Here is a 14465-nt window from a genome sequence, read left to right as displayed (position 1 = left end):
ATAATTGTTAATCTGTTTTTTTATTAAATCCATAAGGACAATGACGGCAACCACTTTTACAGCAATATCCGCGTTTGAGGTGATATTGCTCAGTAAAACATCGATAACCTTCTGGGGTAATGTAATAATCACCTTCTTCTAATGGAATTTTTTTGTTGTGAAAACTCATTTAATCTTTAATAAGATATTTAGGTTTAAAAATTGCTTGTATTTTTGTAAAAATCAGCAATTAAACTACAAAAATAGAATACAATCGATAATTTTTTCACAAAAACTGTAATTTCTAAAAATCAATTTATCGATCGAATTAATGGTGTTGAACTTTATCTAAAGCGTGAAGACCAAATTCATCCTTATATTTCTGGGAATAAATTTCGTAAACTAAAATATAATTTATTAGAAGCTGAACAACAAAAATTAGCTTCAGTGTTGAGTTTCGGCGGTGCTTATTCTAATCATATTGCAGCATTGGCTGAAGCTTGTAAGCTAACTAATTTGAAGTCGATCGGAATTATCAGAGGTGATGAACTTGGGCAAAATCTTGAAAAGACACTTTCTGAAAATCAAACCTTAAAACGCGCACATTCAAATGGTATGCAATTACATTTTGTGTCAAGAGCCGATTATCGAAAAAAAGAACTTTTACCTTTAGTAAAGCGACTTTTAGAGTCAGAAAATGCACTTTTAATTCCCGAAGGCGGTACAAATCAATTAGCGATTATGGGTTGTCAAGAAATATTAACAAAGGCTGATGATGATTTTGACGTCATTGCTTGTTCGTTAGGGACTTCAGGAACTTTTTCAGGCCTAGTCGAAGCCTCAAACTCAAAACAATATCTAATAGGACTTCCTGCTTTAAAAGGGGATTTTTTTCATAACGAAATTAAAAAATATACCTCCAAATCTAATTGGTCACTTGCAAATTATCATTTTGGTGGTTATGCTAAATATTCTCCCGAATTGATTAATTTTATCAATCATTTTAAACGGACATATGGTATTAGTCTAGACCCGATTTATACCGGCAAAATGATGTATGGTTTACTAGAGCTTGTTAAATCTGGGCACTTTTCTAAAAATACTCGTATTTTAGCAATTCATACTGGCGGCTTGCAGTCAATAGAAGGCTTTAACAAGCGTTTAGTAACTAAAAAACAACCACAACTTATATGAAAAAAATAAGTGTATTTATTTTAATAGGGATTTTTGTTATTTCATGTGGAACAAAAAAGAAGTTGGTTACAAAACAGCCAACAACTTCAACTGAAGTTAATAATCAAGTACCTAAGAGTCAACCAATTTCGCCTAAATCAGTTCAAGAAAAAGCACCAAAAAGTCAACAAGAAATTTCACTTAAAAACTTATCTCCTGTAGAACGCTATATTTATAACTTCGCAGGTATAGCTCAAGAAGAAATGCGTTTGTATGGCATTCCTGCGAGTATTACTTTAGCGCAAGGTATTTTAGAATCGGGTAGTGGTAATGGTCCATTAACTCAAAAAAGTAACAATCATTTTGGTATAAAATGCAACGGCTGGCAAGGTGAAAAAGTGTACCATGATGATGATGAACTACAGGAATGCTTCAGAAAATATAAAGATCCTAAGTACTCATTTAGAGACCATTCATTGTTTTTATACGAGCGTTCACGTTATGCATTTCTATTTGATTTTGATAGAGATGATTATAAATCATGGGCAAGAGGCTTAAAAAAAGCAGGTTATGCTACAGATCCCGCATATCCTAGAAAATTAATTAGTTTAATTGAGCGCTATGATTTACACCGTTATGATTTAGAAGTATTAGGTAAAATTGATGTTAGAGATTTACCTAAGCCAATTCGAGTTCAACCAACCGAAAATGCTTATAGAGTGAAAGCCGGTGATACTTTATATGGAATAGCCCAAAAATTTAACCTAACAGTAGAAGAACTAAAAACCATTAATCGTTTAAATTCTAATACAATTTCAATAGGACAACTTTTAAAACTTAATTAAAATATGATTTATAAACGAAGTAGTCAACTTTTTAATAAAGCTAAACAATATATTCCGGGTGGTGTAAATTCACCAGTTCGTGCTTTTAATGCTGTTGGTGGTGAACCCATTTATATTAAAAAAGCTAAAGGCGCTTATTTATATGATGAAGATGGTAATAAACTAATCGATTACATTGCTTCTTGGGGTCCAATGATTTTAGGCCACGCTCATCAGCCTGTTGTAGATGCACTTATTGATAAAACAAAATTAGGTACTTCTTTTGGTATTCCTACCGAAATTGAAACAAAAATTGCTCAACTGGCAGTAGAGATGGTTCCTAATATTGATAAAATTCGATTTGTCAATAGCGGAACTGAAGCTTGTATGAGTGCTGTACGCTTAGCCAGAGGTTTTACCCAAAAGGACAAAATAATAAAATTTGCGGGCTGTTATCATGGTCATAGTGATTCTTTTTTAATTCAAGCCGGAAGTGGTGCTGTAACCTTTGGTGCACCAAACTCTCCAGGTGTAACTAAAGGAACAGCTAAAGATACTTTACTTGCCAATTACAATGATATAGATAGCGTAAAATCTTTAATTAAAGCTAATGAAGGTGAAATAGCTTGTATTATAATTGAACCCGTTCCAGGGAATATGGGTTGTATTTTACCTCAAAATGATTTCTTAAAACAACTTCGTGAGTTATGTAATAACCACAATATTTTATTAGTTTTTGATGAAGTAATGACTGGCTTTAGGTTAGCACCTGGTGGTGTTCAAGAATTGTTAGGTGTTAAGGCTGATATAGTTACCTTTGGAAAAGTCGTCGGTGGTGGTTTGCCTGTCGGAGCTTTTGCAGCACGTGAAGAAATCATGGCTCATCTAGCACCAGAAGGTCCAGTATATCAAGCAGGAACTTTAAGCGGAAATCCTTTAGCAATGGCAGCAGGATTAGCTATGCTAACTGAACTCAACTCTAAACCAGAAATCTTTGACGAACTAGCTCAAAAAACAGCCTATCTCCATGAAGGCATAGCTAAAGTCTTAACCAAACATGATATTACACATCAAATTAACCGCTGTGGCTCCATGATTTCTGTTCATTTTACAGATGAACCGGTTGTTGATTTTGAATCTGCTGCTAAAGGAAATAATAGTAAGTTTAAAACCTATTTTCATGGTATGCTAAACCGTGGAATTTATTTGCCTCCTAGTGCATTTGAAAGTTATTTTTTAAACAATGCGTTATCTTATGCAGATTTAGATCATACCATTGAAGCTTTAGATGATTTAGCTCCTGATTTGAAGTAATTTCAGGCCGTAATAGATTTTCAACGCATAAGTTGGGTTAGACATACGATTGCTAATTTTAAAGGTGTAAAAAACATTATTAAAATTAACATCCTACATAATTGTAATCGCCAGTTCTGCTCTTAAAACAAACTGGCGATTTTATATTTTTAAAATTATTAAATTAGTTTAAGCCTTAATTTTTTTTAATAAAAGCTTAGCGAGCTCTTCAGCTCTAACGACTGCACCATTCATGTAACCTGGATTTTCCTTGGCTGTTTCTGAAGCTCCAAACCAAAGATTATTTTTCCATTCAGGTTCTCGTAGACTTTTCGCACCATTAGTTTGGTGAGGTATTAAATTTTGGTTGTGTTTTGACGTGGTTAACCTTTCATTATGCCAATTTAATATTGAAATTTCTTTATAGTCTTTTGCAGCCTCTCCAAAATATTCCACAAGCTGTTTTATTGCTTTCTCTTTTAAATTAATTACGGATAGGTTGTTGAATTTTTGATTGATAAAACCAACAAGACCATAGCCAGATTTGTTATAATGCTGATACAATTCTTGAATGCTTTGCTGGTTAGAGAAAATAGTCCCTGTAAATCCATCATTACTCCAAAAATCATTTTCATATGCAATAGCAATTTTAACTGAATTGCCCATCCAAGTATGTGTTTGGTGAAGTGTATTTTTAAAACTTGTTTTCAAAGCTGGTTGAAAATTAATAGATTGACTTAAGTTTGGCGGCAAGCAAACAATAACTTGTTTTGCACAAAAGCTTTCTGAATCACTATTCACTTCAATATATTCAGATTGTTGCTTAATCGAGTTAACCTTACAATTCAACTGAATTTTTAGAGCTGGAATTTTTTCTGACAAAGCTTCAATAAGACTGAAGCTACCTTTTGTAAACTTATATGTTGTTTCTTCAGATGAAGGAATATTTATAAATCCAACCGAACCAAATGGTCGCTGATCAACGAGCGCCTTTTCACCATTGACTTGTGGTTTGTATCCAATCTTTAAATCTTTAACAAGCGCCATTAAACGTTTGTGCTTTTCACCGAACCAAGTTGCGCCCATTTCAAAAGGAAAACCGTTTTTAGTAATTGTGAAAACCCGACCACCAAGCCTACTTCTTCCTTCCAGTAGTTTATAATTTATGGCATTTTGCTCTAGGTAATATGCAAGAGACAAACCGCTTAAGCCACCACCAACTATAATAACATCATGTGTTTTCATGCTTCAAAAATGCAATACTCAATCAGTTTAAACTAAGCCTTTGCCTAATTTTATGCAAATTTTAAAGTATTCGGCAATTGCAAATCCTAAATTTGTAAAAAAAAGTTGAGTAATACAGAACGACAAACAATTATCCAAAATATAGAAACTGAAAAAAATAAGGTTTCATGCTTGTATAAAATTAAAGAAAAGACCGAATCTTTTACAAAGACTTTGTTCTTAACGCTCTTCGACAAAAGTATCAATGTTGAAGAATATATGAATTTACTTGAGCTTGAATTTAAAGGTTTAGCTGATTTAGTTTGTTTTGAAGATGATAATCCATGTAGAGATAAATGGACGGAGTACATGCAGAAATTACCTAAAATTTTAAAACAATTAAATCAAGATGCCGAGTTTATTTATGAAAATGATCCCGCAGCCAACTCTGTTGAAGAAGTTTACTTATCTTATCCAGGTTTTTATGCAATTGCTATTTATAGATTAAGCCATGAACTTCAAAAATTCGGATTGCCTTTAGTGCCTCGACTAATGTCTGAATCTGCTCATACGCTTACTGGAACTGATATTAACCCAGCCGCAAAAATTGGTGTTCCTTTTTTTATAGACCATGCCACTGGTGTTGTTATAGGTGAAACATCGGTTATAAAAGACCGCGTAAAAATCTATCAAGGCGTAACACTTGGTGCACTTTCTGTTGATAAAAATATGATTAATAAGAAACGACATCCAACGATAGAAAGTGACGTTACAATTTACGCTAATGCAACTATTTTAGGTGGAAAAACTATTATTGGTAAGAATAGTACCATCGGCGGAAACGTTTGGTTAACATCATCTGTTGAAGATAATTCGTTGGTAACCCATAAGCCACAGATTCAAATAAAATCTAAGTAAGATGAATAAAAGTATAATTGATTTAGTAGGAAATACGCCACTAGTTGAAGCTAAAACATTAATTAAAAATCCTAAGGTTAAACTCTTATTTAAGCTGGAAGGTCATAACCCTGGCGGAAGTGTAAAAGATCGTGCAGCATTTAATATGATTAATGAGGCTTTAAAACGAGGTGAGATTATCACAAATTCACGTTTAATTGAGCCTACCAGTGGCAACACCGGCATTGCCTTAGCTATGATCGCAAGTGTTTTCGGTTTAAATTTAGAGTTGGTCATGCCTGAAAATGCCACCGAAGAACGCGTCAAAACCATGCGTGCTTATGGTGCAAAAGTAACTTTAACAAGTGCTGAAGAAGGTATTATCGGCTCACGAGATTATGTTGAAAGTAAGATGAAATCTGGAGATTATTACAGTTTTAACCAATTTGCTAATGATGATAATTGGAAGGCACATTACAAAACAACAGGTCCAGAAATATGGAAAGCTACAGAACATAAAGTCACGCATTTTGTTTCTTCTATGGGAACAACGGGCACCATTATGGGAACATCAACCTTTTTAAAAGAGCAAAATCCTTCTATTAAAATTATTGGAGTTCAACCTGAAGATGGTGCTAAAATTCCTGGAATTAGAAAATGGCCTAAAGCATATTTACCTAAAATTTTCAATTCAAATAAAGTTGATCAAGTTATTGAAGTTAACGAAAAAGAGGCAACCGATATGGCTAGATACTTAGCAGCTCATGAGGGAATTTTTTCTGGAATGAGTAGTGGTGGCGCTGCAACTGCAGCTGTAAAATTATGTGAGCAGCTCGACGAAGGTGTTGTGGTAAGTATTGTTTGCGATCGCGGTGACCGCTATCTATCTTCACCTTTATTTAAATATTAAAACCCTGAAATTTTCAGGGTTTTAAAAGAATTTAAAATTAATAAAATTATTTTTTTGGAATTTGTTTTAAAACTTCAAGTGTAAGTTTCCAAAATTTTTGTGTGCTTGAAATGCTAGCACGTTCATCGGGTGAATGTGCGCCTCGAATAGTTGGTCCAAATGAAATCATATCCATTTCAGGGTAGTGGCTTCCTAGTATACCACATTCTAAACCAGCGTGACAGGCTGCTATGTTGGCTTTTTCGCCATTTTGTTTTTTGTAAACGTGGTCTACAATTTTTAAAATGTCAGACTCAGTATTTGGTTGCCAACCAGGATAATCACCTGATAACTCTACACTAAACCCAGCTAAGTCTAGGCTACTTGAAATCGAGTTTGCTAAATCATCTTTTGTACTTTCTACAGATGAGCGAGTTAAGCACATTACTTCAATTTTACCGTTTTTGGCTTCAATTTTAGCTAGATTGTTAGAGGTTTCTACTAAACCTTCAATATCTGGACTCATTCTGTACACACCATTAGCAATAGCGTAGATAGATTTAATAAATAAATCTTGTACATCGGCACTAATGACTTTTTCAGGTTGGTTTACTTCAATTAAGCTTATGTCAAGTTGAGGTTCTAAATTTTTGTACTCTGTTTTAATAGCTTCAACTAAGCTTAAGAACTTCTCTTTAAACGCATTAATATCATCTTTATTGATACATATTACAGCTTCACTTTCGCGAGGAATAGCATTTCGAAGTCCGCCACCAACAAAAGACGCTAATCTTATTTGAAATTTTGTATGGCCGAGATATAAAAATCTGTTTAATAATTTATTGGCATTGCCAAGACCTTTGATGATGTCCATTCCAGAGTGGCCTCCGTTTAAACCTTTTACAGTGATTTTTAGAGCTTGATAGTTTTCAGGAATAGATTCTTCTATGTAAAATCGGGTAGCAGTAATATCTATACCACCTGCACAGCCAATCCCAATCTCGTCATCTTCTTCAGTATCGAGGTTAAGTAATATATCGCCTTTTAAAACCGATTGGTCTAAATTTTTAGCACCAGTCATACCAGTTTCTTCATCTATGGTAAAAAGGGCTTCTAGAGCTGGATGTTCTATATCTTTAGACTCTAAAATAGCCATGATTGTGGCAACGCCTAAACCATTATCTGCACCTAAGGTTGTGCCGTTTGCTTTTACCCAATCATCATCAATATACATATCAATACCTTGTTTGTCAAAGTCAAATTCAGTATCGTTATTTTTTTGATGAACCATGTCTAAATGGGATTGTAAGACTACGGTTTTTCGATCTTCAAAACCCTTTGTGGCTGGTTTTTTTATAATTACATTTTGGCCAGAATCAGTAAATGTTTCAAGGTTTAACTTCTTTCCAAAATCAAGCATGAATTGTATAATCTTCTCTTCTTTTTTTGAAGCTCTTGGAATAGCATTAATAGCTTCAAAGTTTTTCCAAATGGGTTTTGGTTCTAAGTTGTGAAGTGGTGTTTGCATTTAAATCTATTTTTCAACAAAAATAGAAATTTAAAATCCATTTAAGGCGGCTTTATAGAAGCTTTAAGGTGCTAAAAATGTAAATGGTGCAAATGGAATGTTTCGTAAAATCCAGAATAAAATAATGATTATAAAAATCACCCAAGGCGTTGCCGATTTATAAAGTATGTTATTGTTTTTCTCTGGATAAAAATAAACGATAATTTGTTGTACAATTTGATAAGATAACACAAAAATGGCCAGTATAATGAGTAAGTTGTACTTTAAGCCTTCTATAATTTGGCCATTTAGAATTGCGTGTACAGCGCGTTGACTTCCACAACCAGGACAATGTAATCCTGTTAAGCTATGAAACATACATTTCGGAAAAAACTTAAATTCTTTAGGGCTGAAATTTAGATAAAGGCTTAGCAGTAAAATTAAAATAACGGCTAAGCCTGAATATAATATGGCTTTACTTTTTTTGGTCATGCATTATAAATCGCCAGATGCTATTGCTAGAATAGCACCTAAACCGTAAATAAGTATAAAACCTACCCAAACCACTAAGGCTAATACTAATGAGACAATCCACCAAGTTTTGGCATTTTGAGAAGCACGTTCAGCACCTTCGTAATCTCCAGAGGCATATTTAGAGTTCACTTGAGCAGCATAAACAATGCTAACAATGCCAGCTGGTTGGCAACAAAGCAATGCTGAGATAATAGCCATTGCTAAGTGATTTTGTGGATGCTTAGGTTTGCTTGTTTCCATCATTAGTTATTTTGTAAAGATTGTTGTCTTTGTAGCTCTTGTTCAAGGGCTTCTCTAAATCCTTCGTCACTAGCAATTACAAATACAAATACAATGTAAGAAATAGCGCCGATTAAGCCTAAAACCAAGGCTATTATCCAAGCGATTTTAGCATTTTTAGATGCTCTTTCAGCACCTTCATAATCACCTTCGTTATATTTTTTATTAACCTGTGTTGAGAACACAATACTTGCAATACCAGCCGGTAGGCCTGGTGCACAACATAAAATCGTTGTTATGATTGCCATCACCAAATGGTTGCTTGGGCGTTTAGGTTGAGTAGTTTCCATCAGTTTACTAATTTTGTTTTGATAAAATTAACATAATTTATGGTTTAACAAATTCAAATCTGTAAAAATGTTAACCTAAGCTTTTAAATAAGGCTATATTTGTTGTTTATTATAGATTTATAAAGCATGATTAATACAAAAAAGCAAGGTCTTTTTACCACATTTATTTTAGTTGGTGCGGCCTTATTAATTTACGACTTAGTTGAAAAGCCAGATGTGGTTTATTATAAAATCATTGGCTTAGTTTTACTGATGTTTGGTTTATATAATTCTACCAAACAATGGGCACAAGATAACCCAAAAGATCATAAAAATCCTGCTGAAACTGATTTAGATAATAACCAACAAGAGAATACTGAAACTGATAAAAATACTACTGAACAGTTTTCTGTTGAAGATAAAACTAAACCTTCAAAATAGATGATTAGGCTAGGTGACCAAGTTGAAGTTTTAGATGATACCATCACCGGTAAAGTTGTTCAATTAAGCAGTGAATTTGTAACCATTGAAGACCAAGATGGTTTTCGCTTTGAGGTCTCTAAAACTGAAGTTGTACCTATTAAACCACTTGATATTCAGATTAATGCTGATGATGTTCGCGATAAAATAAAAACAGATTTAAACCTCGGAAAAACCAAATCTTCTCAAAAATCTGTACGAGATGTTCCTATTATAGAAATAGATTTACACATTCATGAGTTGGTTAATAACGTTAAAAATATGTCTAACTTCGATATGTTAAATTTACAGTTAGATACCGCAAGACATCGTCTAGAGCAAGCCATTAAATCTCGCCATAAACGACTAGTATTTATTCACGGTGTTGGCGAAGGTGTACTAAAACAAGAATTAGAGACCTTGTTTAGACGTTATGATCATATTGATTTTTATGATGCCGATTTTAAAACTTATGGTTATGGAGCAACAGAGGTTTACATTTATCAAAGTTAATTAGTCTCAACCAAATTTTCTTGTGTAGTAGTTTCAATAAATCCCATATTTAAACGGCTTATAGTTACCGTCTGATCGTTATTTACATTGTTTAAGGTTACATCATTAAATACAACTTGTACTCTAAATCGACGTGTAATTTCATTGGCTCTAACCGCATTAATTTCAATCGATTCAGATATTTCAGGATTTAAATAGTTAGGTAAACCGTCTGCATTAACATCATCGGTTGGGTTAATAATAGGCTCTTCATTGCCACTATCAAAGGCATTTATATCTTCAAAGCGTGTTAAAACACCATCATTATCATCATCATTATCTAAATAATCTGGTGTGCCATCATCATCTGTATCAGGAAATTGGTTATTATTTTCATCATTGATGTTTTCAACTTCAGTTAGTACATTATCATTATCATCATCGACATCTAAAAAATTAGGGATACCGTCATTATCAGTATCATCATCAAATAGGTTACCGTTACCATTAATGTCTTCAAGTTCTGCTGGTACACCATCGTCATCATCTTGTTCAAAAACTTCAAGAATAATAACAGCTTCACCACCACTTGTGCTTCTAAACTCTTCTAAAACCACAGGTGAACTTGGTGGGATATCTTGACAAAAATAGGTGTTAGAATTAGTTGATGCTGATAAAGTTCTATAGTTTAATCGATTGCTTGTGTTTAATGGTATTACGATAGGTTCAGGTGCTTCGAAACCTTCATAGCTGGTTTCGAAATCAGCACTGCTAAACACAAATGAAATAGCTTCATTAGTTTCACTATCTATGTAATGAAAAACATAGTCTGTATTATCTTGACAAACTTCAAGCGGTGTTTCATTTGAAAAATTGAAGTTTGTAATAATTGGGTCTCCATCATCGCAGGCAATAAAAAACAAACTTAATAGCCAGATATACCTTTTCATGTCAATTTTTTTTCAAATTTAAGCTATCTGAGTGATAAATATCAGTCTTCAAAACTATAATTGCATTAATTTTGCTAAAAACTAAGACAATGCGCAAAGTATATCTTGATCACGCTGCAACAACACCAATGCGACCAGAAGCTATTAGTGTGATGGTTGATTTAATGAATAATAATTTTGGTAATCCATCATCAACACATGCAATTGGTAGAAAAGCTAAGGCTTTAATAGAGTCGAGCCGGAAAAAAATGGCTAAACTTTTAGAAGTTAAATCTAAAGAAATTGTATTTACTTCTGGAGGAACTGAAGCAGATAATTTGGTGATTATAGGTGCTGTGAAAGACTTAGGTGTTAAACGAATTATTACTTCTAAAATTGAACACCATGCCGTATTAAATTGTGTAGAACATCTTGCAAACTCGTCTTCGGTTGAAGTTTTATACGTTAATTTGACTAAAAATGGTTTAATTAATTACACACATTTAGAACACTTATTAGCTGAAAGTGATAAGCCAACTCTAGTTTCTCTGATGCATATTAATAATGAAGTTGGCCACATAAATGATTTAAAACAAATTAGTGAAATCTGCCAAAAATATAAGGCTTTATTTCACAGTGACACCGTTCAAAGTATTGGATTTTATCCATTAGATTTAAAGCATATTCCAATTGATTTTTTAACAGCAAGCGCACATAAATTTAATGGCCCTAAAGGAATTGGTTTTGCAATAATTAAAGAGCAACACAATTTAAATCCGCTTATTTTTGGTGGCTCTCAAGAACGTGGTCGTCGTGCTGGTACTGAAAATGTTTACAGTGTTGGTGCAACCGAAAAAGCACTTACCTTAGCTTACGAAAACATGACTCGTGAGCGCGAACACGTAAAAACACTTAAAACATATTGTATAACTAAACTGGAAGCTACTTTTCCAGATGTTCGATTTAATGGTGCATCAAGTGACTTTAATTTAAGTTCGCATAAAATTTTAAACTTTACAATACCGTTACCTAAATTTGAGTCTGATATGCTTATCCTTCAACTTGATTTGCATGGCATTGCTTGTTCTAAAGGTAGTGCTTGCCAAAGTGGTGCACAAGAAGGTTCATTTGTGTTAAATGAAATTTATGGTGGCGAGCAGCATGGTTTACGTTTGTCCTTTTCATCTACCAATTCAATTGTTGATATTGACTATTTTGTGGACAAGTTGAAGCAAATCCTTTTAGATTAAAACCTTGTTCTTAATTTTAAATTGAATACACGCGGACTCAAAAAATTAGGAATCGCAAATTGATTTCTTGTAGTGGCGTCACGTACAAAGGTATTTGTAATAGAATTTAGGCGGTCAAACATGTTAAAAATCTCGAAACCTATATCAATACTTTCAAATTTCGCTAACCAATGCTTTGGTTTCAGTTTGTCTTCAGGCTCTTTTAAAGCATAAAAAAAGCCGATATCAACCCTTTGATAATCTGGTAGTCTTGTTTGATACTCGTACGGATCAGCAAATCGAGGTGAGCCACCTGGCAAACCTGTGTTGTAAACTAAATTTAAATAAAGTTTTAATTTAGGTATGTTAGGTACATAGTCTTGAAACAATGCAGCAAACTTTAGGCGTTGATCAGTTGGTCGAGAAATAAAGTTACTCCGTCCAATTTGCCGTTCTTCGGTTTTTAAGTAGCCAAAGCTAAACCAACTTTCGGTACCAGGCACAAACTCTCCATTTAAGCGGAGATCTAGGCCGTATGCATAAGCTTCAACATCATTTCTAGCACGATAGCGAATTCTAACATTTTCAATTGTGTAAGGGTTAACATTTGATAGCTTTTTGTAATAAGCCTCTGAAACTAACTTAAACGGTCTGTCCCAAAGTTTAAAACTATAATCGTTTCCTAATACTATATGTACCGATTCTTGGGCTTCAACTTCTGGTATAACTTGACCAGTAGAGTCTCTTAAAGCGCGATACATTGGCGGTTGATGATAAAAGCCACCAGATAGTCTAAACAACATATCTTTTTTCCACTTTGGTTTGATTGAAAACTGCGCTCTAGGGCTAAAAACTTGCTGTGTGTTTGCGTTAATTTGGTCGCCACTCACATTCCATACTTGTGTTCTAACGCCAGCATTTACCCAAGCTTTGGCATTATTGATTTTAAATTTATGACTCCACTGCAGATAAGCCGAAATACGGTTGATTGTTGTACTATTTTTTGCTCTGATACTAAAATAGGGTTCAATAGGTTCTTCGTAAGGGTTGTAGGGTTGATCGTTTTCGAAGTTGGGTTGTATTGGTCTTACAAAAAAACCAGCAGAATCAATCATTTCATATTCTTGCAATTGATCCCGAATATCTTCATGAACAAAGTTAGCGCCATATTCAAATTTATGGTCGTTAATATCAACTTTACCTTCGTGTTTAAAATTTGCAATTAAGGCATCGAGTTTGTTTCGAGCATGCGTGTATTGAGCACCAGCGCCTTCAGTAAATTCTACCTCACCAAAATCTTCATCACCAAAACCTGAATTAACTTCACCTATCCTATAATTGGCTACGATGTCAAAAAATTCTTGCTCTTTAGTGTGATAAACAGAAGCTGTTGTTTTTGTTGTAAAGTTTTCATTAATTTCATAGTTAGCAGATAAGGCACCAAAGTAAGTTTCATATTGGTCTTGTTCTTGGCCTTCGTAAAAAATTAAAAGTGCTTTTGGGTCTTGGATGGTTCCAAAATTTGTTTGGCGAGTAAAAGGAATGTAATCATAGGTATTAATTGCTATATTGCCTAAAAAGCTTAGCTCTAATTTATTATTAAATTGATAGGTAAGATAAGTTTGTGTGTCAAAAAACCGAGGTTTAAAATCGGCGTCGGTTTGTTTAGCATTTACAAATAGACTATTGTCGCGATATCTTATACCTAAAATACCTGTTAATTTTTGATTTTTTGACACGGCTTCAACAGAAGCGCTACCACCTAAGAAACTAGCTTCAAAGCTTCCGCCGAAATCTACAGGTCTTCGGTATTCGATATCTAAAACTGATGATAATTTGTCACCATACTTGGCTTGAAATCCGCCAGCAGAAAAATTAACATCTCTAACTAAATCCGTATTTACAAAACTTAAGCCTTCTTGCTGGCCGCTTCTTACTAAAAATGGGCGATAGACTTGAATGCCATTAACGTAAACTAAATTTTCATCGTAATTACCACCGCGAACGGCGTATTGTGTACTTAATTCGTTGTTAGAGTTTACGCCAGGCAAAGTCATTAAAATATTTTCAACACCAGGATTGGCACCAGGAATTCTTCTAACGGTTTCGGGAGCTAAGATAGTGATGCCTTCAATTCTTGAACGTGGTTCATTGGTAATTATAACTTCACTAATTTGCTCTACTTTAGTTTTTAATACAAAGTTTAGTTCTTTGACCGTATTTGGTTTTAAATTTAACTTGGCTGTAATGGGTTGATAACCGATATAAGAAACTTTTATTGTTATGGTTTGATTAGCCGGAACAGTTAAATTATAAAAACCATTCGTATTAGTTGTTGTGCCGCTATTACCATAACTTACATTTACAGCCTCGAGTGGGTCTTGATTTTCATTAAAAACTAAGCCATTGATACGTGCTGTTTGAGAGACACAAAACCAAGTTATTAGGGTTAAGGTGAGGAAAAAATAGGATTTCAAAAGCTAAAATT

The 14465-nt window shown here is 33.9% G+C and carries 16 protein-coding genes; 8 read left to right on the top strand and 8 right to left on the bottom strand.

Going from position 1 to position 14465, the window contains the following annotated elements:
• Window positions 1-7 precede the first annotated feature (7 nt).
• Window positions 8-169 (bottom strand): DUF5522 domain-containing protein, encoded by a 162-nt coding sequence (locus IMZ30_RS01980; protein ID WP_207038882.1) that lies wholly within the window; start codon window positions 167-169, stop codon window positions 8-10.
• A gap of 83 nt (window positions 170-252) precedes the next feature.
• On the opposite strand from IMZ30_RS01980, the gene IMZ30_RS01975 reads away from it, so the two are divergent.
• From IMZ30_RS01975 to hemL, 3 genes are read left to right on the top strand one after another with little or no spacing between them, the layout of a single operon-like run.
• Window positions 253-1173 carry a 1-aminocyclopropane-1-carboxylate deaminase/D-cysteine desulfhydrase gene (locus tag IMZ30_RS01975; protein ID WP_207039665.1) on the top strand — a complete coding sequence of 307 codons (921 nt, stop codon included), beginning with the start codon at window positions 253-255 and terminating at the stop codon, window positions 1171-1173.
• On the top strand, window positions 1170-1997 hold the full coding sequence (locus tag IMZ30_RS01970; protein ID WP_207038881.1) for a glucosaminidase domain-containing protein: 828 nt from the start codon (window positions 1170-1172) through the stop codon (window positions 1995-1997). Before IMZ30_RS01975 ends, IMZ30_RS01970 begins: the two co-directional genes overlap by 4 nt.
• A 3-nt stretch (window positions 1998-2000) precedes the next feature.
• Complete coding sequence (gene hemL, locus IMZ30_RS01965) at window positions 2001-3290, top strand: glutamate-1-semialdehyde 2,1-aminomutase (RefSeq protein WP_207038880.1); 1290 nt, start codon at window positions 2001-2003, stop codon at window positions 3288-3290.
• Between the two features lie 168 nt (window positions 3291-3458).
• Here the strand turns inward: hemL and IMZ30_RS01960 are convergent, their stop codons facing one another.
• Window positions 3459-4514, bottom strand: coding sequence for a flavin monoamine oxidase family protein (locus IMZ30_RS01960; RefSeq protein ID WP_207038879.1), 1056 nt, complete (start codon window positions 4512-4514; stop codon window positions 3459-3461).
• A 105-nt stretch (window positions 4515-4619) separates the two neighbouring features.
• On the opposite strand from IMZ30_RS01960, the gene IMZ30_RS01955 reads away from it, so the two are divergent.
• Together IMZ30_RS01955 and cysM are read left to right on the top strand one after the other, a co-directional pair.
• Window positions 4620-5411 (top strand): serine O-acetyltransferase, encoded by a 792-nt coding sequence (locus IMZ30_RS01955; protein ID WP_207038878.1) that lies wholly within the window; start codon window positions 4620-4622, stop codon window positions 5409-5411.
• Between the two features lies 1 nt (window position 5412).
• Window positions 5413-6300, top strand: a complete 888-nt coding sequence (gene cysM, locus IMZ30_RS01950) for a cysteine synthase CysM (protein WP_207038877.1) — start codon at window positions 5413-5415, stop codon at window positions 6298-6300.
• 46 nt (window positions 6301-6346) lie between these two features.
• Here the strand turns inward: cysM and IMZ30_RS01945 are convergent, their stop codons facing one another.
• The 4 genes from IMZ30_RS01945 to IMZ30_RS01930 all read right to left on the bottom strand — a co-directional run bounded on the left by IMZ30_RS01945 (window position 6347) and on the right by IMZ30_RS01930 (window position 8889).
• Window positions 6347-7807: an aminoacyl-histidine dipeptidase gene (locus IMZ30_RS01945; RefSeq protein ID WP_207038876.1), complete on the bottom strand. Its 1461-nt coding sequence runs from the start codon at window positions 7805-7807 to the stop codon at window positions 6347-6349.
• A gap of 63 nt (window positions 7808-7870) precedes the next feature.
• Window positions 7871-8278 (bottom strand): DUF2752 domain-containing protein, encoded by a 408-nt coding sequence (locus tag IMZ30_RS01940; RefSeq protein WP_207038875.1) that lies wholly within the window; start codon window positions 8276-8278, stop codon window positions 7871-7873.
• A 3-nt stretch (window positions 8279-8281) separates the two neighbouring features.
• Entirely contained in the window at window positions 8282-8560 is a 279-nt protein-coding gene (locus IMZ30_RS01935; protein WP_207038874.1) for a CD225/dispanin family protein, read from the bottom strand.
• A gap of 2 nt (window positions 8561-8562) precedes the next feature.
• Window positions 8563-8889, bottom strand: coding sequence for a CD225/dispanin family protein (locus tag IMZ30_RS01930; protein ID WP_073191892.1), 327 nt, complete (start codon window positions 8887-8889; stop codon window positions 8563-8565).
• Window positions 8890-9015: 126 nt separating this feature from the next.
• Between IMZ30_RS01930 and IMZ30_RS01925 the strand changes: the two genes are divergently transcribed.
• Together IMZ30_RS01925 and IMZ30_RS01920 are read left to right on the top strand one after the other, a co-directional pair.
• Window positions 9016-9309 carry a hypothetical protein gene (locus IMZ30_RS01925; protein WP_242529686.1) on the top strand — a complete coding sequence of 98 codons (294 nt, stop codon included), beginning with the start codon at window positions 9016-9018 and terminating at the stop codon, window positions 9307-9309.
• Window positions 9310-9840 carry a Smr/MutS family protein gene (locus IMZ30_RS01920; RefSeq protein ID WP_207038873.1) on the top strand — a complete coding sequence of 177 codons (531 nt, stop codon included), beginning with the start codon at window positions 9310-9312 and terminating at the stop codon, window positions 9838-9840.
• Here IMZ30_RS01920 and IMZ30_RS01915 read toward each other — a convergent pair.
• Window positions 9837-10769, bottom strand: a complete 933-nt coding sequence (locus IMZ30_RS01915) for a hypothetical protein (RefSeq protein ID WP_207038872.1) — start codon at window positions 10767-10769, stop codon at window positions 9837-9839. The genes IMZ30_RS01920 and IMZ30_RS01915 overlap by 4 nt on opposite strands.
• A gap of 89 nt (window positions 10770-10858) precedes the next feature.
• Between IMZ30_RS01915 and IMZ30_RS01910 the strand changes: the two genes are divergently transcribed.
• Window positions 10859-11998: a cysteine desulfurase family protein gene (locus IMZ30_RS01910; protein ID WP_207038871.1), complete on the top strand. Its 1140-nt coding sequence runs from the start codon at window positions 10859-10861 to the stop codon at window positions 11996-11998.
• Here the strand turns inward: IMZ30_RS01910 and IMZ30_RS01905 are convergent.
• Window positions 11995-14454: a TonB-dependent receptor gene (locus IMZ30_RS01905; RefSeq protein WP_207038870.1), complete on the bottom strand. Its 2460-nt coding sequence runs from the start codon at window positions 14452-14454 to the stop codon at window positions 11995-11997. The two genes, IMZ30_RS01910 and IMZ30_RS01905, sit on opposite strands and share 4 nt — an antisense overlap.
• Between the last annotated feature and the right edge of the window lie 11 nt (window positions 14455-14465).

The sequence above is a fragment of the Psychroflexus sp. ALD_RP9 genome (genome assembly GCF_017311165.1).
Lineage (GTDB): Bacteria > Bacteroidota > Bacteroidia > Flavobacteriales > Flavobacteriaceae > Psychroflexus.
Note: the sequence above shows the minus strand (reverse complement) of the source record. Positions and strands in the feature narration are given on the sequence as shown.